Here is a 25,430-nt window from a genome sequence, read left to right as displayed (position 1 = left end):
TGTCGTGGTGAAGTCCGTACTGGAACTGTCCCCGAGCCGGCGTGCGCTGGCCGAAGTCACCGACGAGCTGGGCCGGGGCCGGCCCGCGGTCGTCCACAACGGACGCGAAGCGGTGTTCGTGCTGCCGCTGGCCGAGGTCTCGGCGCCGGGAGTGGCCTTCCTGGTCCGCCACGGCTCGGGTCTGCTGATCGCGGCCCTGCCCCGGAGCCGCTGTGACGACCTTGGCTTGCCGAGGATGTGGGGCGCGTTCGAGCAGCCGTCGGACTACTGCGTCACGGTCGACGCCGCGGACGGCATCACCACGGGCATCTCGGCGACCGACCGCGCGACAACACTCTCGCGGCTGGCCGACCCGTCCGCGGCCCCGGCGGACTTCCAACGGCCGGGGCACGTGATGACCCGCGCGACCCACCCGGACGGCGTCGTCGGCCACGCCGGCTTCCCCGAAGCGGCGGCCGACCTGGCGGACCTGGCCCACTGCGGCCCGGCGGCGGTGTACACGCACATCGTCAGCCCGCTCGACCCGACACGGCTCGCCAAGCCGGAAGAGCTGGACCGGCTGCGCGGCGACTGCGCGTTGCCGGCGGTGAGCTTGGCGATGCTGCGCGGGTTCCGGACCCAGCTGGCTTCAGCCGCGTAGCCGGGCGTTGAGCCGGGCGGCTTGGCGGGTGAGGTGGTCGCGCTCCGGCACGCTGGCCGCCGCCCGGGCGGCGTCGGCGTAGAGCCGGGCCGCGCCCGCCGTGTCGCCGTCGCGCTCGTGGAGGTACGCCGAGACGGCCGTGTAGCGCGGCAGCGCGGGGTCGAGATCCGCCAGCGCCGCGAGGCCGGCGCGGGCGCCGTCGGCCTCGCCGACCGCGACGGCCCGGTTGAGCCGGGCCACCGGGCTGCCGGTGAGACGCACCAGCTCGTCGTACCACTCGACGATCTGCACCCAGTCGGTCTCCTCGGCCGTCTGGGCATCCGCGTGCAGCGCGGCGATGGCCGCCTGGGCCTGGAACTCGCCCAGGCGGTCGCCGGTCAGCGCCGTCTGGAGGATGTCGACGCCCTCGGTGATCAGGCGGGTGTTCCAGCGGCTGCGGTCCTGCTCGGCCAGCGGCACGAGACTGCCGTCGGGCCCGGTCCGCGCGGGACGCCGGGCGTGGTGCAGCAGCATGAGCGCGAGCAGGCCCGCGACCTCTTCGTCGTGGGTCCCGACCGCCAGCTGACGGGTGAGCCGGATCGCCTCGGCGGCCAGGTCGACGTCACCGCCGTAGCCCTCGTTGAAGACGAGGTAGAGCACGCGCAGCACCGTGGTGAGGTCGCCGGTCCGGGTGAGCCGGACGCCCGAGACGGTCTTCTTGGCCCGGCTGATCCGCTGGGCCATGGTCGCTTCCGGCACCAGGTAGGCCTGCGCGATCTGGCGCGTGGTCAGGCCGCCGACCGCGCGCAGCGTGAGCGCGACGGCCGACGCCGGGGTCAGCGACGGGTGCGCGCACAGGAAGTACAGCTGGAGCGTGTCGTCCACGGCCGCACCCGGCTCGGGCGCGGGCTCGTCGTCGACGCGTTCCTCGCGCTGCCGCCGGGACGTCTCGGCGCGGGTGGCGTCGAGGAACTTGCGCCACGCCACGGTGATCAGCCAGCCCTGCGGGTCGCGCGGCACCTCGTCCGGCCACGTGCGCAGTGCCTCGATCAGGGCGTCCTGCACGGCGTCCTCGGCCGCCGCGAAGTCGGCGCCGCGCCGGACGAGGATGCCGAGCACGGTGGGGGTGAGGGTCCGCAGCAGGGCTTCGTCCACGGACGTCACTCCGTGATCGTCGGGGGCGCGGTCAGGAACGGGCGCACCTCGAGCCACTCCTGGATCGGCGTCCCGCCGGCACCCGGCGCGGCGGACAGCTCGCCGGCCAGCTCGAGCGCGCGCTCGTAGCTGTCGACGTCGATGATCGTCCAGCCGGCGATCAGGTCCTTGGTCTCCGCGAACGGCCCGTCAGTGACCGGCGGCCGTCCCTCGCCGTCGGACCGGACGAACGTGCCGTCGGGGGAGAGCGGCCGGTGTTCGACGAACTCGCCGGTGCTCTCGAGCCGGTCGGCGAAGTCCTGCATGTACTGGACGTGGGCCGTGAGCTCCGCCGGCGTCCACTGGTCCATCGGGACGTCGTTGACCGCGGCCGGGGCGCCCCGGTAGTGCTTGAGCAGCAGGTACTTGGTCATGGTGATCTCCTTCGCGAGGTGGTCTTCGGGGTTCAGGCGCTCTGCCGCGCGGCACGTTCGTGCATCAGCTCCTCGACGGCGCTGGGCAGGGTCTGCTCGAAGTCGATGAGCTTCGCCCAGGTCGGGGTCACGACGATCCGGACCATACCGTCGTAGAGGTCACGCACCTCCGCCTCCCACTCGACACGCTGCTCGGGCGTCATCTCGTAGGTGCCGTTCATCTGCAGGTACTCCTCCGGGATGCCGTCGACGACGTCCAGTTCGGCTTGGCCGCGGATGAGCAGGATCTTGGGCGGGTGCACCTCGGTGTCGATCGTGAGGGCGACCGCCGGGTTGACGCGCAGGGCGTGCAGCTTGGGGGCGTTCTTCGGGGTGCAGAGGACGATCTGCGAGCCGGTCCAGGTGAACCCGATCGGGATGGTGCGCGGGGTGCCGTCCTTGGCGACGTAGGCCAGCCGGGTCAGGTCGCGGGCCAGCAGCTCCTGGCTGTACGGGCGGTTCAGGATCTCGGTGATCTCGGTCTGGTGCACGGTTCCTCCAGTGGTCGCTGTCGCCCCTGGGACGGAGCCGGTCCCGCATTCTCGACATCACCGCGGGGGACGGGTCCCGAAATTTTTCGCGGCCCGTCCTAGAGTGCGGCGACTCCAACCGAAGACGGGGGCAGAACATGACTTCCACCAGGCAGGACGGCGACACCTGGGACCTGGCGTCCAGCGTCGGCACCACGGCGACCGCCGCCGCGGCGGCCCGGGCGATCGCGACCCGCGAGGACAGTTCGCTCTTCGCCGACCCGTTCGCCGAACCACTCGTCCGGGCGGTCGGCGTCGACCTGCTCACCCGGCTGGCGTCCGGCGAGCTGCCGCCGGGCGACCTGGTCGAGCAGGTGGCGATCGACGTGGCCAAGGTCCGCGGCAAGTTCTACGACGACTTCTTCCTCGACGCGGCGAACGCGGGCATCACGCAGGCCGTGATCCTGGCTTCGGGGCTGGACTCCCGCGCGTACCGGCTGCCCTGGCCGGCCGGGACCGTGGTGTACGAGCTGGACCAGCCGCAGGTCGTCGAGTTCAAGACCCGCGCACTGGCCGAGCTGGGCGCCAAGCCCACCGCCGACCGGCGAGTGGCCGCAGCCGACCTGCGCGACGACTGGCCGGCCGCCCTGCGCAACGCCGGTTTCGACCCGGCGCGGCCGACCGCGTGGAGCGCCGAAGGCCTGCTGGGCTACCTGCCACCGGAGGCCCAGGACAGCCTGCTGGACACGATCACCGAACTCAGTGCGCCGGGCAGCCGCGTGGCCACCGAAAGCCGCCCCAACCCGAAGCCGGGCGAGGAGGACCGGACGAAGGAGAGCCTGAACCGCGTCTCCGAGCGCTGGCGCGAGAGCGGTTTCGACCCGGGCATGGCCAAGCTGCGCTACTTCGGAGACCGCAACGAGGCGGCGCCCTACCTGGCGGCCCTGGGTTGGGCCCTGTCCGGAAGCACGGTCGGAGACCTGCTGGCCGCCGTCAACCTCCCACCCTTGCGGGAGGACGGCCTACGGCTGGGGAACGTGCGCTACATCAGCGGCACGTTGAACGAGACGCCGAACTAGCACCCACAGCCTTGCCGAGGGGTCGTGAATGTCTAGTCGAGTTCCAGCGGGCTTGCTTTCGGTGACCCACCGGTTCCGGTGCCGGCTGCGGTCTGTGGTTGCCGAGGCTGGTGTGGTTGCCGGGTCTGCCGCGGCTTGTCATCTGTGTTCAGCCGGATCGTGTGGCTGGCGTTCGGCACGCGGCAGTTCCGCACCGTCGCGACAGTCGGCTACTAGCGGACCAGCGTTCGGCCACCTACCGGAACACCGCTGGTCCGCGTCACGCAGGTCCGGCACCCCGCCACCGTAGGCCAACCCCACCGCACCAGAAGTCACACGCGCCACACCGGTACCGGTCGTGAGTGTTTAGGAGGGTTCTAACCCTCCTAAACACTCACGACAAGCCGCGGCAGACCCGATCAGCGCGCGGGGGCGGGTGGGGTGAGTCAGATCGCGCGGCCGTCAGACCCGGTCAGCGCGCGGGGGATGGAACAGATCGCGGCCGCCGTCATCGAGCGGCGCGCGTTGGCCGTCGCGTCGTCCGGCGGCGTGTGCGGGCCCCGGGGAGGGGGGTCCTAGTTTTTGAGAGCCTCTTTGCGCCCCTCCAAGCCTCAAGGCTTCTCCAGGCTCATCTGAGTTTGGATATGTAACCTTATCCGAACTCAAGCATGCTGTTAGTTAGCTTTTGATTTTGAACAGATGTTTCTAGTTCTAATCAGAAGGTTTGATAAAGTCTCCATCATGACGGAAGATGCTGGTCAGGCTCGGGTTTGCGAGTACCGACGGTGTGGGGCGGCTCTGCCGCCCGCCGTGGGCCGGGGGAGCCGGGCGCGGTTCTGCCAGGACGGGAAGACCTGGGGGCGGCGGAACCTCACCTGCCGTGACGCCGAAGCCGTCTTGGCCGACGCCGAGTCCCTGCGTGAGAGCGACACCGCACTTGACGACACGGCCGTCACGGCGTTGTCCGGGCAGGTCGACCGGGTGCTCGAACCGGCCCGCGGGCTCGTCGAGACGCTCACGACGCTGCGCCACCAGCTCGAAGCGACCACCACCACCGCCCTCGCCGAGCGGGACGCCGCTCTGGCCGAGGCCGACGAGCACCGGCTCCAGCGCGGCCGGGCCGACGCCGAAGCCGCCCAGGCTCGCGACGTCGCCGAAGAAGCCGTGCGGCAGGCGGCCGTCGCCGAGAAGGAGAAGACCGCCGCCGGTCGGGAACGGGATCAGGAGCGCGCCGTCCGGAAGGCCGCCGTGCAGGAGCAGCAACGCGCCGAGGGGCAGCTGGCCGCCGTGCGGGATGAGCTCGCCCGCGTCGCCGAGCGGGCCGAGGCTGCTGCGACCCTCGCCGGGGAGCGGGCCACGACCATCGCCACCGTCACCGCCGAACTCGCCGCCACCCGGACCGCGCTCGACGTCGAACGCGGCCGTGGTCAGGACGCCAACGTGCGAGCGGAAGCCGCGACGGCTCGCGCGGAGGCCGCCGAAATCCGAGCAGAAGCCGTCTCACAGAAGCTCGACGCCGCACGCGAGGAGTACGCGAAAGCCCGTCAGGAAGCTGCCGACCGGGCCCAAGCCGACGCGGACCGGACCCTAGCCGACGTCGAACGGCTCCGCGCCGGCTTCGACCAGCGGCTCGCCGAGGTGCAGGCGTCCCACGAGCAGACCGTCCGGTCCATGCACGAGACCACCACGAACCTGGGCGCCGAGCTGCGCACCAGTACCGCCCGGGCCGACGCCGCCGACCACCGGCTGAGCCAGGTCCGGGCAGCCCTGAAGGCCGAAGAAGTCTCAGCAACACTTAAGCAGTTACTTGACCAATGAGCCGAGCGAGCCTAACTTAAGTACATGCTTAACCATGACGAGTCGCTGGACCTCGTGTTCCGCGCTTTGGGGGACCGGACGCGGCGGGCTCTGGTGGAGCGGCTCGTGCGCGGTCCGGCGTCGGTCAGCGAGCTGGCCGCGCCGCTGCCGATGTCGCTCGCCGCCGTCGTGCAGCACCTGCAGGTGCTCGAAACGGCCGGGATCGTGCACTCGGAGAAGGTCGGCCGGGTGCGCACCTGCCGGATCGTGCCGGAGGTGCTGCGCGCCGGCGAGCACTGGCTCGGGCACCAGCGCACCGCGTGGGAGAGCAAGCTCGACCGGCTCGGGGACTTCCTCGAGCCGGGTGACTCGGAAGGAACGTCGTCATGACCGTCACGCACAGCACGTTCACCCTGGAACGCACCTACGCCGCGACACCCGCGCGGGTGTTCGACGCCTGGGCGGACCCCGCCGCCAAGGCCCGCTGGTTCGGCGGGGAAACCCACGCGCTGGACTTCCGCACCGGCGGCAGCGAGGTGACCACGGGCACCGCGCCGAACGGCACCAAGCTCGAAGCGGCCTCGACCTACCACGACATCGTCCCCGACGAGCGGATCGTCTACTCCACCACGCTGACCGGCGGCGACACCCTCGCCACCGTCTCGACGACGACGATCGAGCTGCTCCCCGACGCCGCCGGAACCCGCCTCGTCCTCACCGAGCAGGGCACCTTCCTCGACGGCGCGGAGGAACCCGCCTGGCGCGAGCAGGGCACCGGCGACTGGCTGGACAAGCTGGGCGAGGAGCTGAAGTGACCCCGACGGCGCTGATCGAGTCCCGCGTCGCGGCCGTAGCGGCGAAGGACCTCGACGCACTCCTGGCCTGCTACGCCGAGGACGTCACGTTGTTCGACGCGGTCGGTCCGTTGCGCGACACGGGCCGTGAAGCGGAACGGGCCCGGCTGCGGGAGTGGTTCGGCGCCTACCGATCCCCGATCGAGCTGGACATTCGCGACCTGGACGTCGTCGCCGACGGCGATGTCGCCTTCGCGTCCTACCTGTTCCGCGTGCGCGGCACCATGCTCGACGGAACCGCCGTGGCGATGTGGGTGCGCTCGACTGCCGGGCTCCGCCGCGACGATGATGGCTGGAAGATCGTCCACGAGCACAGCTCGGTCCCGTTCGACGGCGCCACCGGCGAAGCGCTCACCCGGCTGCGGCCCGGGTCCGGTACTGCTGCGGGCTGACGCCGAACTCGCGTTTGAAGGCCGTGCTGAGGGCGAACGCGCTGCCGTAGCCGACCTGGTGGGCGACCGCGCCGATCGTCGCTTCCCGTTGCTGGCGCAGGAAATCCGCGGCCAGCGCGAGCCGCCAGCCGGTCAGGTAGGCCATCGGGGTCTCGCCGACGGTCGTGGCGAACCGGCGGGCCAGCGCGGCCCGGGAGACGCCGGTGTCGGCGGCGAGTTTCGCGACCGTCCACGGCTCGGCCGGCTGGTGCTGCAGCAGCCGCAACGCCTGGCCGACGATCGGGTCGTCGTGCGCGCGGTACCAGGCGGGCGCGCTGGTGTCGGGCCGGTCGAACCACGCCCGCAGCGCCGCGATGAGCAGCAGGTCCAGCAGCCGGTCGAGGACGGCTTCCTGGCCCGGGACGTCCCGGCCGATCTCGCCGGCGAGCAGCCCGACCAGCGGCGTCGGCCAGTCGGTGGCGCGCAGGACGATCAGCACCGGCAGCGCCGCGAGGAGCCGTTTGCTGAGCTCGCCCTCCATGCCGTAGGTGCCGGTCAGCAGCACGACCGGGCCGTCGGTGCCGTGGCCCCAGGTCCGGACGCCGAGGTCGGCGTAGTCGGTGAGGTGCCCGCCGTCGGGCGTGCGGCATTCCTGCCCCGGCATGATGATCGCCTGCGGCGGTGTCCCGGGGTGGTCGGCGACGACGTACGGGTCCGGGCCACGCGCGATCGCGACGTCCCCTTCGCGCAGCTGGACGGCTTCGCCGCCGTCGGGCACGATCCACGCCTCGCCGCGCACCACCGACACGACCGTCAGCGGCGCCCGGTCTTCGATGCGCAGCGACCACGGTGGGGTCAGCACCGACCGCAGCAGGAACGCGCCGTGCGCGCGGGGGCCGTCGAGCAGGGCGGCGAGCGGGTCCATGCGCCTGAGTGTAGACGCTGGAACATGCCATCGAGGCTGTGAACTATGGAGAGTCTCACCGCGGCCCGGTTGACTCACGGCCATGACAACGAACTTCCTTGTGGTGGGCGGCACGGGCAAGACCGGCCGCCGGGTGGCGGACCGGCTGCGCGAGCGGGATCTGCCGGTGCGGATCACGTCCCGGCGGGGCGCGCCGCCGTTCGACTGGGCCGACCGCGCCACCTGGGCGCCGGTGCTCGAGGGCATCGACGCCGTCTACCTGACCTACTACCCCGACCTGGTCGTGCCCGGCGCGGCCGACGACATCCGCGCGTTCACCGAGCTGGCCATCGCCGAGGGCGTCCGGCACCTGGTGCTGCTCTCGGGCCGCGGTGAGGAGGAAGCCGAGGCGTGCGAACGGATCGTCGCTGCGGCCGACATCGGCTGGACCATCCTGCGCTGCAGCTGGTTCGCGCAGAACTTCAGCGAGCACTTCCTGCTCGACGCCGTCCGCGGTGGCGAGATCGCGTTGCCCGCGGGGATGGTGGTCGAGCCGTTCCTCGACGTCCGCGACATCGCCGACGTGGCGGTGAAGGCGCTGACCGAACCCGGCCACACGAGCCGGCTCTACGAGCTGACCGGGCCGCGGCTGCTGACCTTCGCCGACGCCGCCGCGGATATTGCGGCCGCGTCGGGGCGGGATGTCCGCTATGTTCCGGTTTCCGCCGAGGACTACGCCGCCGCGGCCGTCGGCTACGGCGTGCCGGCGGAAGAAGCCGAGGCGCTGACAGAGCTGTTCGCCCGGGTGCTCGACGGGCGCAACGAGTCGGTGACGCACGACGTCGACCGGGTGCTGGGCCGCCCGGCGACGGACTTCGCCGACTTCGCGCGGGACGCGGCGGCGACCGGGGTCTGGGCCCGGTGAAGGGGAAGGTGACACCGATGTCGACGGTGGTTTTGGTGGCCGCGCTGGTCGCGGCCGGGTTGCTCGCGGGGCTGTTCTACGCCTACTCGTGCTCGGTGCTGCCGGGCCTGGCGCGCGGTGACGACAAGACGTTCGTGGAGGCGATGCGCGGGATCAACGTCGCGATCGTCAACCCGGTCTTCATGCTGACGTTCCTGGGCGCGCCGCTGCTGGCAGGGGTGGCGATCTTCCTCAACCCCGGGCCGCGGCCGTGGGTGATCGCGGGGTTCGTGTTCCTGGTGGCGACGCTGGTGATCACCGCGACGCTGAACATCCCGCTCAACAACGCGCTGGAGAACGGCGGTGACGACTACGCGACCTTGCGGGCGCAGTTCGAGACGTCGTGGGTGCGCTGGAACGTGCTGCGCACCCTGGCGAGCACGGCGGGCTTCGGCTGCCTGGTCGCCGCGGTCCTCACCCGCCGTGGCTGACCCCTCGTGAGTGCGTAACAGTGTTAGAACACTGTTACGCACTCACGAGGCACGTCAGTCGGCGAGGCGGAAGAGCAGGTCGGTGACCCACTGCGCGGGGTCGGGTACCTCCAGCGGGTTGGTGCGCAGCACTTCCAGGCGGCAGCCCCATTCCTCGCCGTCGGGTCCTTCGGTGCGATCCCACGTGACGCCCTGCTCCGCGCCCCAGGCCAGCACCGACGAGGTGGCCGCCGCCAGGCCGGCGGGCGCGCCGACGTAGGTGTCGAGGACGTACTTCCCGGCCGGCAGCTCGTCGGTGAACGCCGGTTCCGCCGGGGCGAAGTCGCCCTCGATCGGGACGCCGGCCTCGACGGTGAACCGCATCCCGGGGTGGATGACGCGGTAGCGGAAGAACGGCGCGCCGGCCAGGGCGATCCCCTGCCCGGCCAGCGTGCCGATCAACGGCGGCAGCCGGTCGGCGATCCGCGGGAACTCCGCGACGGCGAGGGTGGCGCGCTCGGCGACGTAGCCCTGGGCGGGCAGGTCCACGACGGACGGCATCAGGCGAACTCCTCGGCCGGGCGGATCGGGCGGACCTCGATACTGCCGTAGGTCGCCGCGGGGTGCTTGGCCGCGATGTCGAGGGCTTCGTCGAGGTCGTCGCAGTCGAGGACGACGTACCCGCCGACCTGCTCCTTGGCCTCGGTGAACGGGCCGTCGGTGAGCAGGACCTCGCCGTCGCGGACGCGGATGGTGGTGGCTTCCGACGGCGGGCGCAGGCCGCCCCCGCCGCGGATCTTGCCGCGGCGGTCCAGGTCTTCACCCCAGCCGTCGCAGCCGTCGTACTGGTGTCCTTCGGCGGTTTCGTCGCCGCAGATCATGAGCAGGTACTGCATTCAACGTCCTTCCAGGACTTCACGCAGGCGCACGGCGAAGGCGGCGGGCTCGGCGAGGAACCCGCCGTGGTTGCCGGGGAACGGCTCGGCGGTCAGGCCGAGGTCGGCGGCGAGGCCCAGGCCGGCTTCGTGGGCGGGCAGCCCGACGGCCTTCTCGCCGACGCCGACGACCAGCCGGGTGGTTACCGCGCGCAGGGCGTCGAGGTCCGGGTCGTAGGCGCCGATGGCCGCCATGAGGTGGCCGAAGAAGTAGGCGAAGTTGCCTTCCATCACCTTCATCCGGGCGAGCTCTTCGGGCGACGGGTCGGTGGGCGGGGTGATGTCGAAGCCGCTCATCTTCGCGAACGCGCCGATGGCGGCGCCGATGCCGTGCTCGCGGTAGATCGCCGGGATGTCGGGGCCGTCGAGCACGCCCGGGCCGAGGTACCGCGTGACCGGCGGCTCGTGCAGGACGACGGTGCGGACCTGGCCGGGGTGGCGCACGACGTGGTTGAGCATGGTGATGGCGCCGCCGCTGTTGGCAAACACTTCAGCCGGCCCGTCGCCGATCTCGGCGAGCAGGCGGTGGACGTCGTCGGCGTGCTCGCGCAGGGTGTGGTCGCCGGGTTCGCCGTCGAGGGGGCTGCGGGAGATGCCGCGGGGGTCGAACGTGACGACGGTGTGGTCCTCGGCCAGCAGCGGCCGGATCGGGGCGAAGCCGGTGGCGTCGGCGGGGCCGCCGGGGATCAGCAGCAGGACGGGGCCGCTGCCGGTGACGTCGTAGGTGATGCGGGCGCCGGGTACGGCGAGGGTGCGGGTGGTCATGGCGTCTCCTCGGATCGGGGTTCGCCTACCCGACGGATGGGATCGGCCGGAACAGACACCGTTTCGGAAATTCTTCGGGTGAGGTAGCTGCGCTCGGCAGCGGTCGTGGCCAAGTCCCGGGCCGTGGCGTACCAGTGTGCGGCCTCGTCGTGGCGGCCCAGCCTGCGGAGGAAGTCGGCGCGGGTGGCCGGCAGCAGGTGGTAGCCCTCGAGCGCCTCGGTCAGCTCGTCGAGGAGGGCGAGCCCGGCGAGAGGGCCGTCGGCCATGCCGACGGCGACGGCCCGGTTGAGTGCGACGATCGCGCTGGGAACGAACTTGCGCAGCTCCCGGTAGAGACCGGCGATCTGTGCCCAGTCGGTGTCGGCGGGTGTGACGGCGGCGGCGTGACAGGCCGCGATGGCGGCCTGGATCTGGTACGGCCCGGGCTGCCGGCGGCGCAACGCCGTCTCCAGCAGCTGCGTGCCTTCGGTGATCAGCGCGGTGTCCCAGCGCGTGCGGTCCTGCTCTTCGAGCGGCACGAGTTCGCCGTCGGGGCCGACGCGGGTGGCGCGGCGGGCGTGTTGCAGCAGCATCAGCGCGAGCAGGCCCAGGACTTCGGGTTCGTCGGGCATCAGCCGGGCCAGGACGCGGCCGAGCCGGACGGCTTCGGCGGCGAGGTCGGGGCGGAGCAGGTCGGGCCCGGCGGTGGCGGAGTAGCCCTCGTTGAACGTCAGGTAGAGCACGCCGAGCACGGCGGCGGTGCGTTCGGGCAGCAGGTGTGCGGGCGGGACGCGGTAGGGGATCCGGGCGTGGCGGATCTTGCGCTTCACCCGCACGAGCCGCTGCGACATCGTCGCTTCCGGGACGAGGAAGGCGCGGGCGATCTCGGCGGTGCTGAGCCCGGCGAGCGTGCGCAGCGCGAGCGCGACCTGGGCTTCGGTGGCCAGCGCCGGGTGGCAGCAGGTGAAGATCAGCCGCAGCCGGTCGTCGGGCACGTCACTGTCGTCGGAGACGTCGGGGTCTTCGGGGATGTGCATGCGGCCGGCCTCCCGGAGCTTGGCGGCGCCGAGGGTCTCGCGCCGGAGCCGGTCGGTGGCGCGGTTGCGCGCGGCGGTGGTGAGCCAGGCGCCGGGCCGCTTCGGGACGCCGTCGCGGGGCCAGGTGCGCAGGGCGAGCGCGAAGGCCTCCTGCGCGCACTCTTCGGCGAGGTCCCAGTCGCCGGTGATCCGGATGAGCGTGGCCACGACCTGGCCCCACTCCTCGCGGAACGCCTCGGCGACCGCAGTCTCGACGTCCACCACCGCTCCTCCCGGTCGCTGTCACCGTCCCGACGAACGGCCCGGCCCCGATTCGACAGCTACCCGGTCGCGGCGGCGTGGCAGGCGCCGAACCCTTCGGCGCGCACGACGATCCGGCCGCCTTCGACGCGGACGGCGGTTTCGGTGGCGTCGCTGACCGCGGTGACACCGGCGGCCGCGGCGAGCGTGCCCGAGGCGTCGCAGACGATCCGCAGCCGCGGCTCCCGGGGCGGCGCCACAGCCTGGTCGAGGCAGCCGCGCAGGTCGGCGACGGCGAGGCGGGTCAGCGGGGCGAGTTCGCCGGGGTCGCTGGTGACGAGCGCGACGGTGACGTCGGCCCCGGTACGGACGGCTTCCTCGAAGGCGGCGGCACGGTGCAGGCCGAGGACCGTGACGACGCCGTCGCCAGGCCGGACGGTCTCGCCGGTGAGCAGGTCGGTCCCGGCGGGCGGGTGCCACGGCTCGTCGACGCGCCGGGGCCGGGAGGTGATCGGCGGTTCGGCCGGCCAGTCGTCGTCGAGGCCCAGCTCCAGGAGCCGCTCACAGGCGGTGACGATGTGGAACGGCTCGCCGAAGCCCGGTGCGGCGGCCGCGAGCTGGCTCGCGCCGTGCAGCGTGGTCAACGCGGCTTCGGCGACGCGCACCAGGCGTCCGCCAGGGCGGAGGCGTTCGAGGGCGAGGCCGAGCAGGATCGCGTCGATCCGCATGAGCTGCGCGAACGGCCGGCGGGTGTGCTCGTCGGCGAGGATCTCCGGCAGCAGGTCGCGGGTGAGCCGGGCGTCCTCGCTGTCGCTGTCGGTGGCCAGGGGGAGCCGGGCGACCCAGGCGCGGGCGAACGCGGCCAGTGCGTCCGACGCGCTGGGGTGCGACGGCGGCGTGGCGGGCCGGGGTGCGTGTTCGGCGAGGTCGGCCAGTACCGCGAAGTACAGAGCGCGTTTGCCGGGGAAGTTGGAGTAGACGGCGCCGCGGGTGAGCTCGGCGCGCTCGGCGATGACGTCGATCTTGGCGTCGCGGAAGCCGCGCCGGGCGAACTCGTCCCGGGCGGCGGAAAGCACCTTCGCGCGGTTGCGCACCTGCGTTTCCGCTCTGCTGAGTCCGGCCATCGTCCTCCTTGCCCCGGTGTTGCCGGTCAAGATACCGTGACCATCCAGATGACAAGACCATCTGATCTTAACATTTGGAGTCCCCGATGATCCCCGAGATCGACCTGACCGACCTCAAGGTGCTCACCGACCCGTTCACCGCCTACGACCAGGCGCGGGAGGCGAGTGCGGTGGCGCGGCTGGTGATCCCCGGCTTCGGCCCGTTCTGGGCGCTGACCCGCTACGCCGAGGCCCGCGCGATGCTGAGCGACCCGCGGTTCGAGGTGAAGCCGGAGAGCTTCATGCGCCCGCCGGGCATCCCCGAGCACTGCCTCGAGTACATGCGGACCATGGCCGAGCAGGACGGCGCCGAGCACCTGCGGCTGCGACGGCTGGTGGCGCCCGCCTTCACCCCGAAGCGAGCCGCGCAGTTCCGCCCCAGGCTGGCGGCCATCACCGGACACCTGCTCGACGAGCTGCCGTCCCATGCCGAGGACGGCGTCGTCGACCTGGTCCCGCACTTCGCCCGGCCGCTGCCGATGGACGTCATCTGCGAGCTGGTCGGCATCCCCGCGGCGGACCGGCCGCGCTGGCGCGAGTACGGCGCCGCGGTCGCCGGCGGGGTGGGCCAGGACTTCCTCGCGGCCATCCCGGTGATCATCGAGGGCGCGAAGGACGTCGTCGCGCGCAGCCGCGCCGAGCCGGGTGACGACCTCATCGGCGACCTCGTCCGCGCCCAGGACGGTGACCGGCTCACCGACACCGAGCTGGTCACCCTGGTCTGGCACCTCATGCTGGCCGGGCAGACGCCGGTCAACCTCATCGCCAACGCCGTCGAAGCCCTGCTCGCGCACCCGGACCAGCTCGCCCTGCTGCGCGCGGATCCGGCGTTGTGGCCGGGCGCGGTCGAGGAGCTGATGCGGTGGTGCAGCCCGCAGCTGCTGACCACGCCGAGGTTCGCGCGCGAGGACGTCGAGATCGACGGCACCCTGATCCGGGCGGGTGAGCGGGTGACCGCGGCGATGGTGGCCGCCGACCGTGACCCGCGGGTGTTCGACGGCGCCGACCGGCTCGACGTCACCCGGTCCGGGCCGGCGCAGCTGGGGTTCTCGCACGGCCCGCACTTCTGCCTGGGCGCGTCGATCGCGCGGGTGCAGGCGGAGGTGGCGCTGTCGGGACTGTTCACGCGGTTCCCGGACCTCGCGCTGGCGGTCGACGACGTGCCGCGCGCGCCCGACGGCGGGACCTGGCGGCCGTCGGCGCTACCGCTGACCCTCTGAGCGGGCGTTGATCAGCGTCTCGATGCCGTCGAGGACGCGGGCGAGGCCGAAGTGGAAGCTGTGGGCGGCGTCGGACGCGGCGTTGTGCGTCTCGCCGGCGGCCTGGCCCACGCGGGAGGCGAGGGGGTAGTTCGCCGCGTCGGCGGCCGGGATGCCGGCCAGCACCGGCGCGGCGCGCGCCCACCACTGCGCGTCGGTCAGGCCACTGGCGCGGACCAGGCGGGCGGCGTCGACCGAGGTGCGCGCGGTGGCGCGGACGAGGCCGTTGACGATGGTGATCACGGAGTCCATCTCGACGTCGTCCAGGCCGATGCCGTCGATCGCGCGCAGCTCGTGCTCGTACCTGGCGAAGGTGTGCGGGCCCAGGACCGAGCGGGTGGTGGCGGCTTCCAGCAGCCAGGGGTGGCGGTGGAAGTGGGCCCAGGCCGCTTCGGCGATGGCGGTCAGCGCCGCGCGCCAGCCGAGGCCGGGTTCGGGGGCCGGCAGCTCGCCACGGGCGTGGTCGATCATCAGCTCGACGAGCTCGTCCCGGCCGGGGACGTAGGTGTAGAGCGACATGGGGGAGACGCCGAGGTGGTCGGCGACGCGGCGGATGGTGACGGCGTCGAGGCTGTCGGCGTCGGCGATCGTGATGCCGGCCTTGACGACGTCGGCCGTGGTCAGCTTGGGTTTCGGGCCGCGTCGCGGTGGCGCGGAGACGCCCCAGAGCAGCTCGATCCCCCGTCGCGGGTCACTGCCGCCGTCGTCCTCGGTGCTCACGCCGTTCATTCTGCCCATTCGATCCCCGTACGTCGTACAGAGTTGTGCTAACCTCTTCTTCGTACACAGTACAGAGTTAAGGGGGAAGATGACTCCGCAGATCCAGGCCGAGGGCCTCCGCAAGCGCTACGGCGCCGCGTACGCCCTCGACGGGTTCGATCTGTCGGTCCCGGCCGGCACGCTGCACGGCCTGCTGGGACCCAACGGCGCGGGCAAGACCACCGCCGTCCGCGTCCTGAGCACGCTCCTGCGGCACGACGACGGCGTCGCGCGCGTGGCCGGCTTTGACGTCGCCACCGAACCGGCGAAGGTCCGGGCGGCGATCGGCGTCGTCGGCCAGCAGACCGCCGTCGACGAACTGCTCTCCGGCCGGCAGAACCTCGTGTTGTTCGGCCGGCTGCACCACCTCGGCCGCCGCGAAGCCACCCGCCGGGCCGACGACCTCCTGGCGCGGTTCGACCTCGCGGACACCGGGTCGAAGCCGGTGTCCGCGTACTCCGGGGGCATGCGGCGACGCCTCGACCTGGCCGCGTCGCTGCTCGCGGCACCGCGAGTGCTGTTCCTCGACGAGCCGACGACCGGGCTGGACCCGCGCAGCCGCATCGAGGTCTGGCGCGCGGTGCGGTCCCTGGTGGCCGACGGCACGACCGTCCTGCTCACCACCCAGTACCTCGAAGAAGCCGACCGGCTGGCCGACCGGATCTCCCTCGTCGAGCACGGCCGCGTCATCGCGGAAGGCAGTCCGGTCGAGCTGAAGGGGTCCCTCGGTGCGACCCGGATCGAGCTGGTCCTGACCGATCCGGACGTCGTGGGCGCGGCGACGGCGTTGCTCGCCCGGGTCACCGGGGCCGAGCCGGTCACCGAGGAGCTGCGGGTGAGCGCGCCGGCGGCGCCGTCGATGCTGATCGACGTCGTGCGCGAGCTGGCGGTGACCGAGCTGGCGTTCGCCGACGTGGCCCTCCGGCACCCGACGCTCGACGAGGTGTTCCTGGAACTGACGGGGGTGACGTGATGACCTGGGCGATCACCGACGGCTGGACGCTGACCCAGCGCTACCTCGCGCACCTGGCCCGGCGCCCGGCCCGGCTCGTCACCGTGGTGGCGTTCCCGATCCTGATGGTGCTGATCTTCGCCTACCTGCTCGGCGGCGGGATGACCGTGCCGGGCGGCGGCTCCTACCGCGAGTTCCTGATGCCGGGGATGTTCGGCATGACCATGGCCTTCGGCCTGTCGGGCACGATGATCGCGGTGCTCGACGACGCCACCAAGGGCGTCACCGACCGCTTCCGGTCGCTGCCGATGGCGCCGTCGGCGGTGCTCACCGGCCGGGTCGCCGCGGACCTCGTCAACGCCGTCCTCGCGCTGGCCGTGCTGGTGGGCTGCGGGTTCGCGGTCGGCTGGCGCCCGCACGGCAGCCTCGGCGAGACGCTGTCCGCGCTCGCGCTGCTGCTCCTGCTGCGGGCCGCGCTGGTGTGGGCCGGGATCTACCTGGGCCTGCTGACCACGGACCCGTCGATGGTGACGCTGGCCCAAACGCTGGAGTTCCCGTTCGGGTTCCTCTCCAGCGCGTTCGTCGCGACCGCGACGATGCCGGCGTGGCTGGGAACCGTGGCCGAGTGGAACCCGTTGTCCTCCACGGTGACAGCGGCGCGGGTCCTGTTCGGCAACCCGGGGGTGGTGGGGACGTCCTGGGTGAGCACGCACCCGGTGGTGATGGCGGTGGTCTGGCCGCTGGTCCTGCTCGCGGTGTTCGTGCCGCTGTCCGTGCGCCGATTCGGGAGGCTGGGGAACTGAACGCCGATTTCCTGCCGGGGGAACCGCCACGAGCGGGCCACCTGGTGCTCGACGACAAGTCATTGTCCATGGTGGACGGTCTGCGGGCGTTGCTCGCGAGCGACGACCCGGAGCCATCCGTCGTGTTCTGGGCGACGGCGGCGAAGGCCGCGCTGCGGCTGGTCGCCGCGGGACGGCTGCTGCCGGGGGTCACCGAGGCCGGGCACGACGCCTGGCGCGTCGGCCCGCTGCAGCCGGCGGAGGCCGCGTGGCTGCGTGACCTGGCCGCCGCGATGCCTGCCGATGACCGGGCGCCGGGGCCGTTGCTGCGGGCTTTCCTCGACGCCGTCGCCGACACGCTGCCCCGCACGCCTGCCGCAGCGAAGGCCGCCGGGACGAAGTTGTTCGCCGCGGTCGCGCCCCAGCGGGCCGACGTCGTCCGGGACTGGGCGGACGAGCTGGCCGCGGGCCTCGACTCGGGCATCCGGGTGTCGTTGCGCGTCGAGGCCCCCGACGGCTTCGACGCCGGCCGCTACCGGGCCGTGGTCCAGGTGCACAGCCTCGCCGATCCCGGGCAGATCGCGGACGCGGCGGAGCTGTGGGAGACGGGCCGGTTCGGGCCGCGGGCCCGCATCGACGTCGTGCTGGCGTTGCGGCGGGGTGCGCAGGTGTGGCCGGCGCTGAGCCCGCTGCTGACCTCGGCCGTCCCGGACGAGCTGGCGCTCGCGGGGGACGACCTCACCGAGCTGGTCGCGGCCGCGGCCCCCCGGCTGACGGCGACCGGGATCGACGTGCACTGGCCCGCCGAGCTGGCCGGTTCGCTCACCGCACGGGCCGTCGTGGCCGCCGGGGACGCCCCGGGTGACCTGCCGTCGTTCTTCGGCGGCGGCCGGGCCCTGGCCTTCGACTGGCAGCTCGCCCTCGGCGACGAGGTCCTGACCGAGGCCGAACTGGACGCCCTCGCCGAGGCGCGCCGCCCGGTGGTGCGGCTGCGCGACCGCTGGGTGCTGATCGACCCGGCGTTCGCGGCGAAGGCCCGCGAGCGGACGCTCAAGCCGCTGACCCCGGTCGACGCGCTCGGCGCCGTGCTGAGCGGCACCACCGAGATCGACGGCGAGCACGTCGAGGTCGTCACCGAAGGCTGGCTGGCCGACCTGCGGGAACGCCTGGCCGCGCCACCGGAACCGCCGGTGCCGCCGTCCGGGCTGGCCGCGTCGCTGCGGGACTACCAGCTGCGCGGGCTGCAGTGGCTGGCCACGGTCACCGAGCTGGGGCTCGGCGGGTGTCTCGCCGACGACATGGGCCTGGGCAAGACGGTCACGCTGATCGCGCTGCACCTGCACCGGGCGGCCGGCCCGACGCTGGTGGTGTGCCCGGCGTCGCTGCTGGGCAACTGGGAACGCGAGATCCGGCGGTTCGCCCCGGGCGTGCCGGTGCGCCGCTTCCACGGCGCGGCCCGGTCGCTCGACGACATCGAGGACATCGGCGGCTTTGTCCTGACGACCTACGGGACGCTGCGGACCGATCCCGCGCCGCTGGCCGGCGTGCGGTGGGGGCTGCTGGTCGCCGACGAGGCCCAGCACGTCAAGAACCACCGCTCCAGCACGGCGAAGGCGTTGCGGCTGGTGCCGGCGTCGGCGCGGGTGGCGTTGACCGGCACGCCGGTGGAGAACACGCTCTCGGAGTTGTGGGCGATCCTCGACTGGACGACGCCGGGGCTGCTGGGGTCGCTCTCGGAGTTCCGGGCGCGCTGGGCGAAGCCGATCGAGGCGGGTGACCCGGTGACGGCGGAGCGGCTCGGAAGGCTGCTGCGGCCGTTCCTGTTGCGGCGCCGCAAGTCCGACCCGGGGATCGCGCCGGAGCTGCCGGCCAAGACCGAGACGGACCGGCCGGTAGCGCTCAGCCCGGAGCAGGTGGCGCTGTACGAGGCGGTCGTGCGGGAGATGATGGCCGACATCGCCGCGAGCGACGGGATGGCGCGGCGTGGGCGGATCGTGAAGCTGCTGACCGCGTTGAAGCAGATCTGCAACCACCCGGCCCAGTACCTCAAGGCACCCGGCGGGCGCTCCGGCAAGCTGGAGCTGCTCGACGAGCTGCTGGACACCATCCTCGCCGAAGGTGGAGCGGTGCTGGTGTTCACCCAGTACGTCGCGATGGCCCGGCTGCTGGAGCAGCACTTGGCCACCCGCGGGATCGGCACGCAGCTGCTGCACGGCGGTACGCCCGTGCCGCGACGCGAGGAGCTGGTCGAGCGCTTCCAGGCCGGCGCGGTGCCGGTGTTCCTGCTGTCGCTCAAGGCGGCCGGCACCGGGCTGAACCTGACGCGCGCCGATCACGTCGTGCACTTCGACCGCTGGTGGAACCCGGCCGTCGAAGACCAGGCGACCGACCGGGCGTACCGGATCGGGCAGACCCGGCCGGTGCAGGTGCACCGGCTCGTCGCCGAGGGCACCGTCGAGGACCGGATCGCGGCGATGCTGCGGGAGAAGCGGGCCCTGGCCGACGCGGTACTGGCCGGGGGCGAGGCGGCGCTGACCGAACTGTCCGACACCGAGCTCGCGGAGCTCGTCGAACTGAGGAGCCGCGGATGAACGACGACCGCGTGCGGGGCTTCCCCGCGTTCGGGACGACCGGGACGCGCGGGCGGTTCGCGACGTCGTGGTGGGGCCGGGCGTGGGTGAGCGCGATGGAGGACACCGCGCTGGACCTGCGGCAGCTCAAGCAGGGCCGCCGGTACGCCGCGGCCGGGCTGGTCGGGCCGATCACGGTGAGCCCGGGCCGGATCGCGGCCGTGGTCGACGACGTGGACGGCGGCCCGTACCGCACCCAGCTGAGCCTGGCGGAGCTGTCCGAAGGGGACTGGGTGCGGTTCCTCGACCGGGTCGCGTCGCGCGCCGGGCACCTGGCGGCGTTGCTGGACCGGGACATGCCGCCGGACCTGGTGGCGGCGGCCGACGACGCCGGCGTCCACCTGCTGCCGGTGATCGGCGACCTCGACCCGGAGTGCGACTGCCCGGGCTGGGAGCTGCCGTGCAAGCACGCGGCGGCGTTGTCGTTCCAGGCGTCGTGGCTGCTGGACGCGGACCCGTTCGTGCTGCTGCTGATGCGCGGCATGGGCGAGCGGGAGATCCGGGAGGAGCTGGAGAGCCGGACCGCGCCCGGCGAAGACGTCTCCGCCGACGTCGACCGGACGCCGGGAGAGCTGCCCGACCTGGCGGAGTTCCGGCCCGCGGGGGCGCCGTCGATCCCGGCGGCGCCCGGGGTGCCCGCCGAGGCGTTCGCGCTGCTGGTGGCCAACGCCGCGACGCAGGCCGGCGCGGCGCTGGCGGGGGAGCCGTGGCCCGGCCGCCGGCAGGACACCGTCCGGCTGGCCGCGCAGTTCCCGGCCACACGGCTGGGTGACGGCCCGGAGTTCGAGCGGGCGGTGGCGGCGTGGACGCACGGCGGCCGTGCCGGGCTCGACGTGCTTGACACAACGTGGACGCCGCCGAAGCCGGTGCTCGCGGCCGCGCGGGCCGCGCTCGCCGACGTCGACCCGGTGTTCGAGCGCAACCACTGCACGCTCGGCGAGACGCAGCTGCGCCTGGACCACCAGGGCCGGTGGCACCCCTACCGCCGCGAAGGCGACGTGTGGTGGCCCGCCGGGCCGCCGGAGACCGACCCCGGTCTGCTGCTGGGCTGAAAAGCGCCGTAATTCCCGGTATCCAGCGCGAACCTCGCTGTCTCCTGTCCCGTGACGGCGGCTTCCGCCGGGCCACTGGGGGTGCGGGCGCGCGGGCTCCTCCCGCGCGCCCGCCCGGTCCGCTTTTGTCGGTGCCCGGCGCTAGCGTGCGCGGCATGGACCTCGCCGCCGATCTGCACCGCTACCTCCAGGACTCGCGGAACAGCCTGCTCGCGTCGCTGGACGGGCTGAGCGAGTACGACGTCCGCCGCCCCATCACGCCGACGGCGACCAACCTGCTGGGCCTGGTCAAGCACCTGGCCGGCGTCGAGTTCGGGTACCTCGGCGACAGCGTGGGCCGCCCCACTCCGGTGCCGCTGCCGTGGGTCGAAGACGCGTCGATCTGGGACAGCGCGGACATGTGGGCCACGGCCGGGCAGACCCACGAGGAGCTGATCACCCTCTACCGCCGGGCGTGGCAGCACTCCGACGAGTCGATCGCCCAGCTGCCCTTGGACGCCCCGGCGTCGGTCTCGTGGTGGCCGGAGGAGCGCCGGCGGACGACGTTCGGCTCCCTGCTGGTGCGCGTCGTGGCCGAGACCGCGCAGCACGCCGGCCACGCGGACATCATCCGGGAGACGATCGACGGCCGCCCGGGCGCCGACCACGACGTCGCCGGCGACGCGGACTGGTGGACCCACCACCTCGCCCGCGTCCAGGAGGCCGCCGACCAGCACGCCCAGCCGGGGTCGTGAGTGGTTAGGGCGGTTAGAACCGCCCTAACCACTCACGACCGGGGTGACCGCGTAGTCCTTGACCGTCATCGAGTCGTGCATCCGCACGCCGCCGGTGTTGAGCTTCGCGATCGCCCGGGTCAGCCCGGCCGGCAACGCCGACACCAGCTGCCCGCCACGCGCGAGCGCCCAGACCCCGGCGCGCGAACCCGGGATCAGGCTCCGGGCCGCGCCGAGCGCGAAGGCCCGGCTCTTGCGGACCAGGTCGCCCATCTCCCGTTCGTAGGCGGCGAACGCCCGCGCGTGGTCACCACCCACCGCGGCCAGCTCGCCGGCCAGGACGTACGCGCCGAGCACGGCGAGGCTGGTGCTGCCGCCGACGGCCGGGCCCGGGCAGTACCCGGCGTCGCCGACCAGGGTGACGCGGCCCTGGGACCAGGTGTCGCGCTGCAGCTGGGTGATCGAGTCGAAGTAGAAGGTGCGCTCGCCGGCCAGTTCGGCCAGCCAGCCGTCGACCTGCGGATGCATCCCGGTGAAAGCTTCCCGGAGCAGTAGCTTCTGCCGCGCGACGTCGCGGTGGTGGTAGTCGAGCGGCTCGTCGCGGCGGAAGAGGAACACCGCGCGGGCCTCGTCCATGTGCCGGGCGCTGTAGATCGCCGCGGTGCGCCCGGCGCCGAGGTGGGCGACGGTCTCACCGTCGAGGCCGAGGGTGCCGGGCAGGGACAGGACGGCGAGGTAGGCGCCGATGAACCGGGTCTGCCCGGCTTCCTCACCGAAGACCAGGCGCCGCACGTTCGAGTGCAGGCCGTCGGCGCCGACGACGACGTCGAACTTGCGAGGCGCGGCGTGGTCGAAGGTCACCGAACCGTCGGGGGAGATGGCGGTGATCGAGTCGCCGAACAGGTACTCGACGTCGTCGCGGCCGGCGTCGTAGTAGATCTCGCTGAGGTCGTCGCGCATGACTTCGACGTGCCGGTCCGAGGTGGCCTGGAAGAGCTTCGCCAGGTCCACCCGGGTCGGCCGGCGCGTGCCTTCCCGGTGCAGCGTCATCCGCGTGGTGCCGGTGGCCAGGGCCTCGACCCGCGGCAGCACGCCCATCCGTTCGGTGATGTCCATGGCCGGGCGGAAGAGGTCGACGGCGTGGCCGCCGGTCTTGCGCAACGCCGGCGCGCGTTCGACGACGGTGACGTCGAAGCCGTACCTGGTGAGCCAATAGGCCAGCACCGGACCCGCGATGCTGGCTCCCTGGACGAGTATCCGCATGAGCACCTCCCTGACTTAACGGTAGGTAAGGTGTACCACGAGTCCTTACCTATCGTTAAGTCAGTTATGCTGGGCCGGTGCCGAAACCCTCCTCCGACACCAAGCAGCGCATCCTGGCCACCGCACGCGACCTGTTCACCCAGCAGGGTGTGCAGCGCACCAGCCTCCAGGACATCGCCGACGTCCTCGGCATCACCAAACCCGCGCTGTACTACCACTTCCAGTCCCGCGAAGACCTGGTGCGCAGCATCGTCCAGCCCCTGCTCGACGACGGCGAGAAGTTCCTGGTCGAGCAGGAAGCCCGGGGCGACGCGCCGGTGCGGGAGCTCATCGAGGGGTTCTTCGACTTCAACTACCGCCACCGCGAAGACGTCATCATGCTGCTCACCGAGACGCCGACCCTGGCCGACCTCGGGCTCATCGACAAGGCCCTGGCCTGGCGCACCCGGCTCACCGAGCTGATCAGCGGCCCCGAACCCACCCTCGAGCAGGCCGCCCGCGCGATCCTCGCCCTCGGCGGCCTGCAGGACGTCTGCATGCAGTTCCCCGACGCCCCCGTCGACGAACTGAAGGCCGCGGCGGTCACTGCGGCCCTCGACGCCCTCGGCCGCTAGCGGACCGCGGCACGCTCGATGATCGCGCCCGTGTCGACGCCGGCCGGCAGCGTGCCGAACGCGATACCCCAGTCACCGCCGAAACGCGACGCGCAGAACGCGTCCGCCACCGCCGGGTCGCCCTGGCGCACCAGCAGCGACCCCTGCAGCACCAGCGCCAGCGACTCCACCAGCCGCCGCGCGCGGTACTCGATCCCGTCCAGGTCGGTCAGCTCCTTGCGCACCCGGTCGACGGCGTCGTCCAGCCGCGCGTCACCCCCGGCGGCCAGCTCGACCTCCTCGAAGAACGCCGCCACCGACTCCGGCTGCCGGCCCATCGCCCGCAGCGCGTCCAGCGCCGCGACGTTGCCCGAGCCCTCCCAGATCGACATCAGCGGCGCCTCGCGGTAGAGCCGCGGCATGCCGGACTCCTCCACGTACCCGTTGCCACCGAAGCACTCCAGCGCCTCCGCCGCGTGCGCCGGCGCCCGCTTGCACACCCAGTACTTCGACACGGCCAGCCCGAGCCGCCGGAACGCCTGCTCCCGCGGGTCGCCGGGCCGGTCGCCCGCGGCCGCGAGCCGCATCGCCACCGTCGTCGCCGCTTCGGACTCCAGCACCAGGTCGGCCAGCACGTTCGCCATCAGCGGCTGGTCGACCAGCGCCTTGCCGAACGCGTAGCGGTGGGTGGCGTGGTGCACCGCGCGCACCGCGCCCAGCCGCATCCCCGACGCGCTGCCGAGCGCGCAGTCGAGGCGGGTGTTGTTGACCATCTCGATGATCGTGCGGACCCCGCGGCCCTCTTCGCCGACGAGCCAGCCGACGGCGTGGTCGTACTCGATCTCCGACGACGCGTTCGACCGGTTGCCCAGCTTGTCCTTCAGCCGCTGCAGCCGGATCGGGTTGAGCGAGCCGTCGGGCAGGACGCGGGGGAGCAGGAAGCACGACAGTCCGCCCGGCGCCTGCGCCAGGGTGAGGAACATGTCGGACATCGGCGCGGAGGTGAACCACTTGTGCCCGACGAGGGTGTAGCTGCCGTCCGCGGACGGCGTCGCCGTGGTGGTGTTCGCGCGGACGTCCGAGCCGCCCTGCTTCTCGGTCATCGACATGCCCGCGATCAGGCCGCGCTTGGACGTCGGCTCCCGCAGCCCGAAGTCGTACTCGGTCGCCGCCAGCAGCGGCTCGTACCGCGCCGCCAGCTCCGGGTTCGCCCGCAGTGCCGGGATCGCCGCGTAGGTCATCGAGATCGGGCAGCTGTGCCCGGCCTCGACCTGGCCCCAGACGAAGAACTTCGCCGCCCGCGCCGCGTGCGCGCCTTCACGCGGGTCACGCCACGGCGTCCCGTGCAGCCCGTGCTCGACCGCGACGGTCATCAGGTCGTGCCAGTGCGGGTGGAACTCGACCTCGTCGATCCGGTGGCCGTAACGGTCGTGGGTGCGCAGCACCGGCTCGTGCTCGTTGACCAGCCGGCCCCAGTCCTGGGCCAGCTCGCTGCCGGCCAGCCGGCCCAGCTCGTGCACCTCGGCCGCGGCCCAGCCCGCCCCGGCCCGCTCGAGGCCGTCCAGCAGCGCCGGATCGGCGGCGACGTCGTGGCCGTTGAGCGGCGGGACCTGGTTGACGACGTCATGCGTGGCGGGCATCGGAACCTCCTAGAGCGCGAAGGACGAACGCGCGCAGAGCGCCGACGTCCTGTTCGTTTCCACTGGTCAACGGGCCGATAAGCACCTCGGCGGCAGCCCCCACGAGCGCGGCCGCGGTGATCCGGCCGTCCTGCGGCGGCAGCGAGCCGTCCCGCACGCCGGCGGCGACGTGCTCGGCGACGACGTCGGTGAACGCGCGCCGGAACTCGAGCCGTTCGGCGTCGATGAGCGCGTCGACCGGCTCGGCCAGCAGGGCGTAAGCCTGCCGGGGAGCCTTCAGGGCGCGCTGGGCGAACGTCTCGAACACGGCCAGCACCCGCTCGGCGGGCTCGTCCAGCCCCGCCGACGCCGCCCGGACCGCCTCGACCTCCCGCGTCACGACCTGCCGGAACACGTGCACGACCAGGTCGGCCTTGGTGGGGAAGTGGCGGTACACACTGCCGACGGCGACGCCGGCCCGCTCGGCGACCGCGGCGACGGAACAGCCGCTGTAGCCGCGCTCGGCCAGCTGCCGCGTCGCGGCGGAGACGATCGTCTCGCGCTGCGCGTCGAGGCGTTCCTGCACCTTCGGGGTGCGGCGGTAGGGCACGTCAAGAAGTGAAGCACTGATTCAT

General features: G+C 72.7%; 28 protein-coding genes. 15 read left to right on the top strand and 13 right to left on the bottom strand.

Annotation, left to right across the window (positions count from 1 at the left end):
* The first annotated feature begins 7 nt into the window (after positions 1-7).
* Positions 8-640, top strand: coding sequence for a 3,4-dihydroxy-2-butanone-4-phosphate synthase (locus tag OHS58_RS13050; RefSeq protein ID WP_328648384.1), 633 nt, complete (start codon positions 8-10; stop codon positions 638-640).
* Here the strand turns inward: OHS58_RS13050 and OHS58_RS13045 are convergent.
* Genes OHS58_RS13045 through OHS58_RS13035 form a run of 3 tightly spaced genes read right to left on the bottom strand, consistent with a single transcriptional unit; the run spans position 629 to position 2,717 of the window.
* Positions 629-1,774 (bottom strand): RNA polymerase sigma factor, encoded by a 1,146-nt coding sequence (locus OHS58_RS13045; RefSeq protein ID WP_328649801.1) that lies wholly within the window; start codon positions 1,772-1,774, stop codon positions 629-631. The two genes, OHS58_RS13050 and OHS58_RS13045, sit on opposite strands and share 12 nt — an antisense overlap.
* Before the next feature lie 5 nt (positions 1,775-1,779).
* The gene (locus tag OHS58_RS13040) at positions 1,780-2,187 is read right to left on the bottom strand and encodes a YciI family protein (RefSeq protein WP_247051783.1); all 408 of its coding nucleotides are present in this window, start codon (positions 2,185-2,187) and stop codon (positions 1,780-1,782) included.
* A gap of 32 nt (positions 2,188-2,219) precedes the next feature.
* The gene (locus OHS58_RS13035; protein WP_328648383.1) at positions 2,220-2,717 is read right to left on the bottom strand and encodes a pyridoxamine 5'-phosphate oxidase family protein; all 498 of its coding nucleotides are present in this window, start codon (positions 2,715-2,717) and stop codon (positions 2,220-2,222) included.
* Positions 2,718-2,854: 137 nt separating this feature from the next.
* On the opposite strand from OHS58_RS13035, the gene OHS58_RS13030 reads away from it, so the two are divergent.
* The 5 genes from OHS58_RS13030 to OHS58_RS13010 all read left to right on the top strand — a co-directional run bounded on the left by OHS58_RS13030 (position 2,855) and on the right by OHS58_RS13010 (position 6,797).
* Complete coding sequence (locus OHS58_RS13030; protein ID WP_328648382.1) at positions 2,855-3,775, top strand: class I SAM-dependent methyltransferase; 921 nt, start codon at positions 2,855-2,857, stop codon at positions 3,773-3,775.
* Between the two features lie 876 nt (positions 3,776-4,651).
* Positions 4,652-5,572 (top strand): hypothetical protein, encoded by a 921-nt coding sequence (locus tag OHS58_RS13025; RefSeq protein WP_328648381.1) that lies wholly within the window; start codon positions 4,652-4,654, stop codon positions 5,570-5,572.
* A 24-nt stretch (positions 5,573-5,596) separates the two neighbouring features.
* The gene (locus OHS58_RS13020; RefSeq protein WP_326949616.1) at positions 5,597-5,941 is read left to right on the top strand and encodes an ArsR/SmtB family transcription factor; all 345 of its coding nucleotides are present in this window, start codon (positions 5,597-5,599) and stop codon (positions 5,939-5,941) included.
* Positions 5,938-6,366, top strand: a complete 429-nt coding sequence (locus OHS58_RS13015; protein ID WP_247051788.1) for an SRPBCC family protein — start codon at positions 5,938-5,940, stop codon at positions 6,364-6,366. The genes OHS58_RS13020 and OHS58_RS13015 overlap by 4 nt, the downstream gene beginning before the upstream one ends.
* Positions 6,363-6,797, top strand: coding sequence for a YybH family protein (locus tag OHS58_RS13010; RefSeq protein WP_326949617.1), 435 nt, complete (start codon positions 6,363-6,365; stop codon positions 6,795-6,797). Before OHS58_RS13015 ends, OHS58_RS13010 begins: the two co-directional genes overlap by 4 nt.
* On the opposite strand, the gene OHS58_RS13005 is transcribed toward OHS58_RS13010, so the two are convergent.
* Positions 6,757-7,701, bottom strand: coding sequence for an AraC family transcriptional regulator (locus OHS58_RS13005; RefSeq protein ID WP_328648380.1), 945 nt, complete (start codon positions 7,699-7,701; stop codon positions 6,757-6,759). The two genes, OHS58_RS13010 and OHS58_RS13005, sit on opposite strands and share 41 nt — an antisense overlap.
* Positions 7,702-7,783: 82 nt before the next feature.
* Between OHS58_RS13005 and OHS58_RS13000 the strand changes: the two genes are divergently transcribed.
* Together OHS58_RS13000 and OHS58_RS12995 are read left to right on the top strand one after the other, a co-directional pair.
* On the top strand, positions 7,784-8,605 hold the full coding sequence (locus OHS58_RS13000) for an NAD(P)H-binding protein (RefSeq protein ID WP_328648379.1): 822 nt from the start codon (positions 7,784-7,786) through the stop codon (positions 8,603-8,605).
* A 17-nt stretch (positions 8,606-8,622) separates the two neighbouring features.
* Positions 8,623-9,075 carry an anthrone oxygenase family protein gene (locus OHS58_RS12995; protein ID WP_328648378.1) on the top strand — a complete coding sequence of 151 codons (453 nt, stop codon included), beginning with the start codon at positions 8,623-8,625 and terminating at the stop codon, positions 9,073-9,075.
* A gap of 54 nt (positions 9,076-9,129) precedes the next feature.
* On the opposite strand, the gene OHS58_RS12990 is transcribed toward OHS58_RS12995, so the two are convergent.
* The 5 genes from OHS58_RS12990 to OHS58_RS12970 are packed head-to-tail and all read right to left on the bottom strand — an operon-like array spanning position 9,130 to position 13,134.
* Positions 9,130-9,615: a GyrI-like domain-containing protein gene (locus OHS58_RS12990; RefSeq protein WP_328648377.1), complete on the bottom strand. Its 486-nt coding sequence runs from the start codon at positions 9,613-9,615 to the stop codon at positions 9,130-9,132.
* Positions 9,615-9,950 (bottom strand): YciI family protein, encoded by a 336-nt coding sequence (locus tag OHS58_RS12985; protein ID WP_328648376.1) that lies wholly within the window; start codon positions 9,948-9,950, stop codon positions 9,615-9,617. The genes OHS58_RS12990 and OHS58_RS12985 overlap by 1 nt, the downstream gene beginning before the upstream one ends.
* Positions 9,951-10,754: an alpha/beta fold hydrolase gene (locus OHS58_RS12980; RefSeq protein ID WP_328648375.1), complete on the bottom strand. Its 804-nt coding sequence runs from the start codon at positions 10,752-10,754 to the stop codon at positions 9,951-9,953. It abuts the gene before it with no gap.
* Entirely contained in the window at positions 10,751-12,031 is a 1,281-nt protein-coding gene (locus OHS58_RS12975) for an RNA polymerase sigma factor (protein ID WP_328648374.1), read from the bottom strand. The genes OHS58_RS12980 and OHS58_RS12975 overlap by 4 nt, the downstream gene beginning before the upstream one ends.
* A gap of 59 nt (positions 12,032-12,090) precedes the next feature.
* Positions 12,091-13,134, bottom strand: coding sequence for a TetR/AcrR family transcriptional regulator (locus tag OHS58_RS12970; protein ID WP_328648373.1), 1,044 nt, complete (start codon positions 13,132-13,134; stop codon positions 12,091-12,093).
* 86 nt (positions 13,135-13,220) lie between these two features.
* Here OHS58_RS12970 and OHS58_RS12965 point away from each other — a divergent pair, with 86 nt between their 5' ends.
* On the top strand, positions 13,221-14,393 hold the full coding sequence (locus OHS58_RS12965; protein ID WP_328648372.1) for a cytochrome P450 family protein: 1,173 nt from the start codon (positions 13,221-13,223) through the stop codon (positions 14,391-14,393).
* On the opposite strand, the gene OHS58_RS12960 is transcribed toward OHS58_RS12965, so the two are convergent.
* The gene (locus OHS58_RS12960; RefSeq protein ID WP_328648371.1) at positions 14,376-15,161 is read right to left on the bottom strand and encodes a TetR/AcrR family transcriptional regulator; all 786 of its coding nucleotides are present in this window, start codon (positions 15,159-15,161) and stop codon (positions 14,376-14,378) included. The two genes, OHS58_RS12965 and OHS58_RS12960, sit on opposite strands and share 18 nt — an antisense overlap.
* Positions 15,162-15,240: 79 nt before the next feature.
* Between OHS58_RS12960 and OHS58_RS12955 the strand changes: the two genes are divergently transcribed.
* The 5 genes from OHS58_RS12955 (at position 15,241) to OHS58_RS12935 (ending at position 21,341) form a co-directional block, all read left to right on the top strand.
* The gene (locus OHS58_RS12955) at positions 15,241-16,164 is read left to right on the top strand and encodes an ATP-binding cassette domain-containing protein (protein WP_328648370.1); all 924 of its coding nucleotides are present in this window, start codon (positions 15,241-15,243) and stop codon (positions 16,162-16,164) included.
* Positions 16,164-16,946 carry an ABC transporter permease gene (locus OHS58_RS12950; RefSeq protein ID WP_328648369.1) on the top strand — a complete coding sequence of 261 codons (783 nt, stop codon included), beginning with the start codon at positions 16,164-16,166 and terminating at the stop codon, positions 16,944-16,946. Before OHS58_RS12955 ends, OHS58_RS12950 begins: the two co-directional genes overlap by 1 nt.
* Before the next feature lie 68 nt (positions 16,947-17,014).
* Positions 17,015-19,516: a DEAD/DEAH box helicase gene (locus OHS58_RS12945; RefSeq protein WP_328648368.1), complete on the top strand. Its 2,502-nt coding sequence runs from the start codon at positions 17,015-17,017 to the stop codon at positions 19,514-19,516.
* Complete coding sequence (locus tag OHS58_RS12940) at positions 19,513-20,607, top strand: SWIM zinc finger family protein (protein ID WP_328648367.1); 1,095 nt, start codon at positions 19,513-19,515, stop codon at positions 20,605-20,607. The genes OHS58_RS12945 and OHS58_RS12940 overlap by 4 nt, the downstream gene beginning before the upstream one ends.
* 155 nt (positions 20,608-20,762) lie before the next feature.
* On the top strand, positions 20,763-21,341 hold the full coding sequence (locus OHS58_RS12935) for a DinB family protein (RefSeq protein ID WP_328648366.1): 579 nt from the start codon (positions 20,763-20,765) through the stop codon (positions 21,339-21,341).
* A 24-nt stretch (positions 21,342-21,365) separates the two neighbouring features.
* Here the strand turns inward: OHS58_RS12935 and OHS58_RS12930 are convergent, their stop codons facing one another.
* Positions 21,366-22,583, bottom strand: a complete 1,218-nt coding sequence (locus tag OHS58_RS12930; protein WP_328648365.1) for an FAD-dependent monooxygenase — start codon at positions 22,581-22,583, stop codon at positions 21,366-21,368.
* A gap of 77 nt (positions 22,584-22,660) precedes the next feature.
* Between OHS58_RS12930 and OHS58_RS12925 the strand changes: the two genes are divergently transcribed.
* Positions 22,661-23,197: a TetR/AcrR family transcriptional regulator gene (locus tag OHS58_RS12925; protein ID WP_326949634.1), complete on the top strand. Its 537-nt coding sequence runs from the start codon at positions 22,661-22,663 to the stop codon at positions 23,195-23,197.
* Here the strand turns inward: OHS58_RS12925 and OHS58_RS12920 are convergent.
* Both OHS58_RS12920 and OHS58_RS12915 read right to left on the bottom strand, forming a co-directional pair.
* On the bottom strand, positions 23,194-24,816 hold the full coding sequence (locus tag OHS58_RS12920; RefSeq protein WP_328648364.1) for an acyl-CoA dehydrogenase family protein: 1,623 nt from the start codon (positions 24,814-24,816) through the stop codon (positions 23,194-23,196). The genes OHS58_RS12925 and OHS58_RS12920 overlap by 4 nt on opposite strands.
* Positions 24,800-25,405: a TetR/AcrR family transcriptional regulator gene (locus OHS58_RS12915; RefSeq protein WP_326949636.1), complete on the bottom strand. Its 606-nt coding sequence runs from the start codon at positions 25,403-25,405 to the stop codon at positions 24,800-24,802. Before OHS58_RS12915 ends, OHS58_RS12920 begins: the two co-directional genes overlap by 17 nt.
* Positions 25,406-25,430: the final 25 nt, after the last annotated feature.

The sequence above is a fragment of the Amycolatopsis sp. NBC_00348 genome, assembly GCF_036114655.1.
Lineage (GTDB): Bacteria > Actinomycetota > Actinomycetes > Mycobacteriales > Pseudonocardiaceae > Amycolatopsis.
The sequence above is the reverse complement of the archived record's forward strand: the minus strand, read 5'-3'. Positions and strand labels throughout refer to the sequence as shown.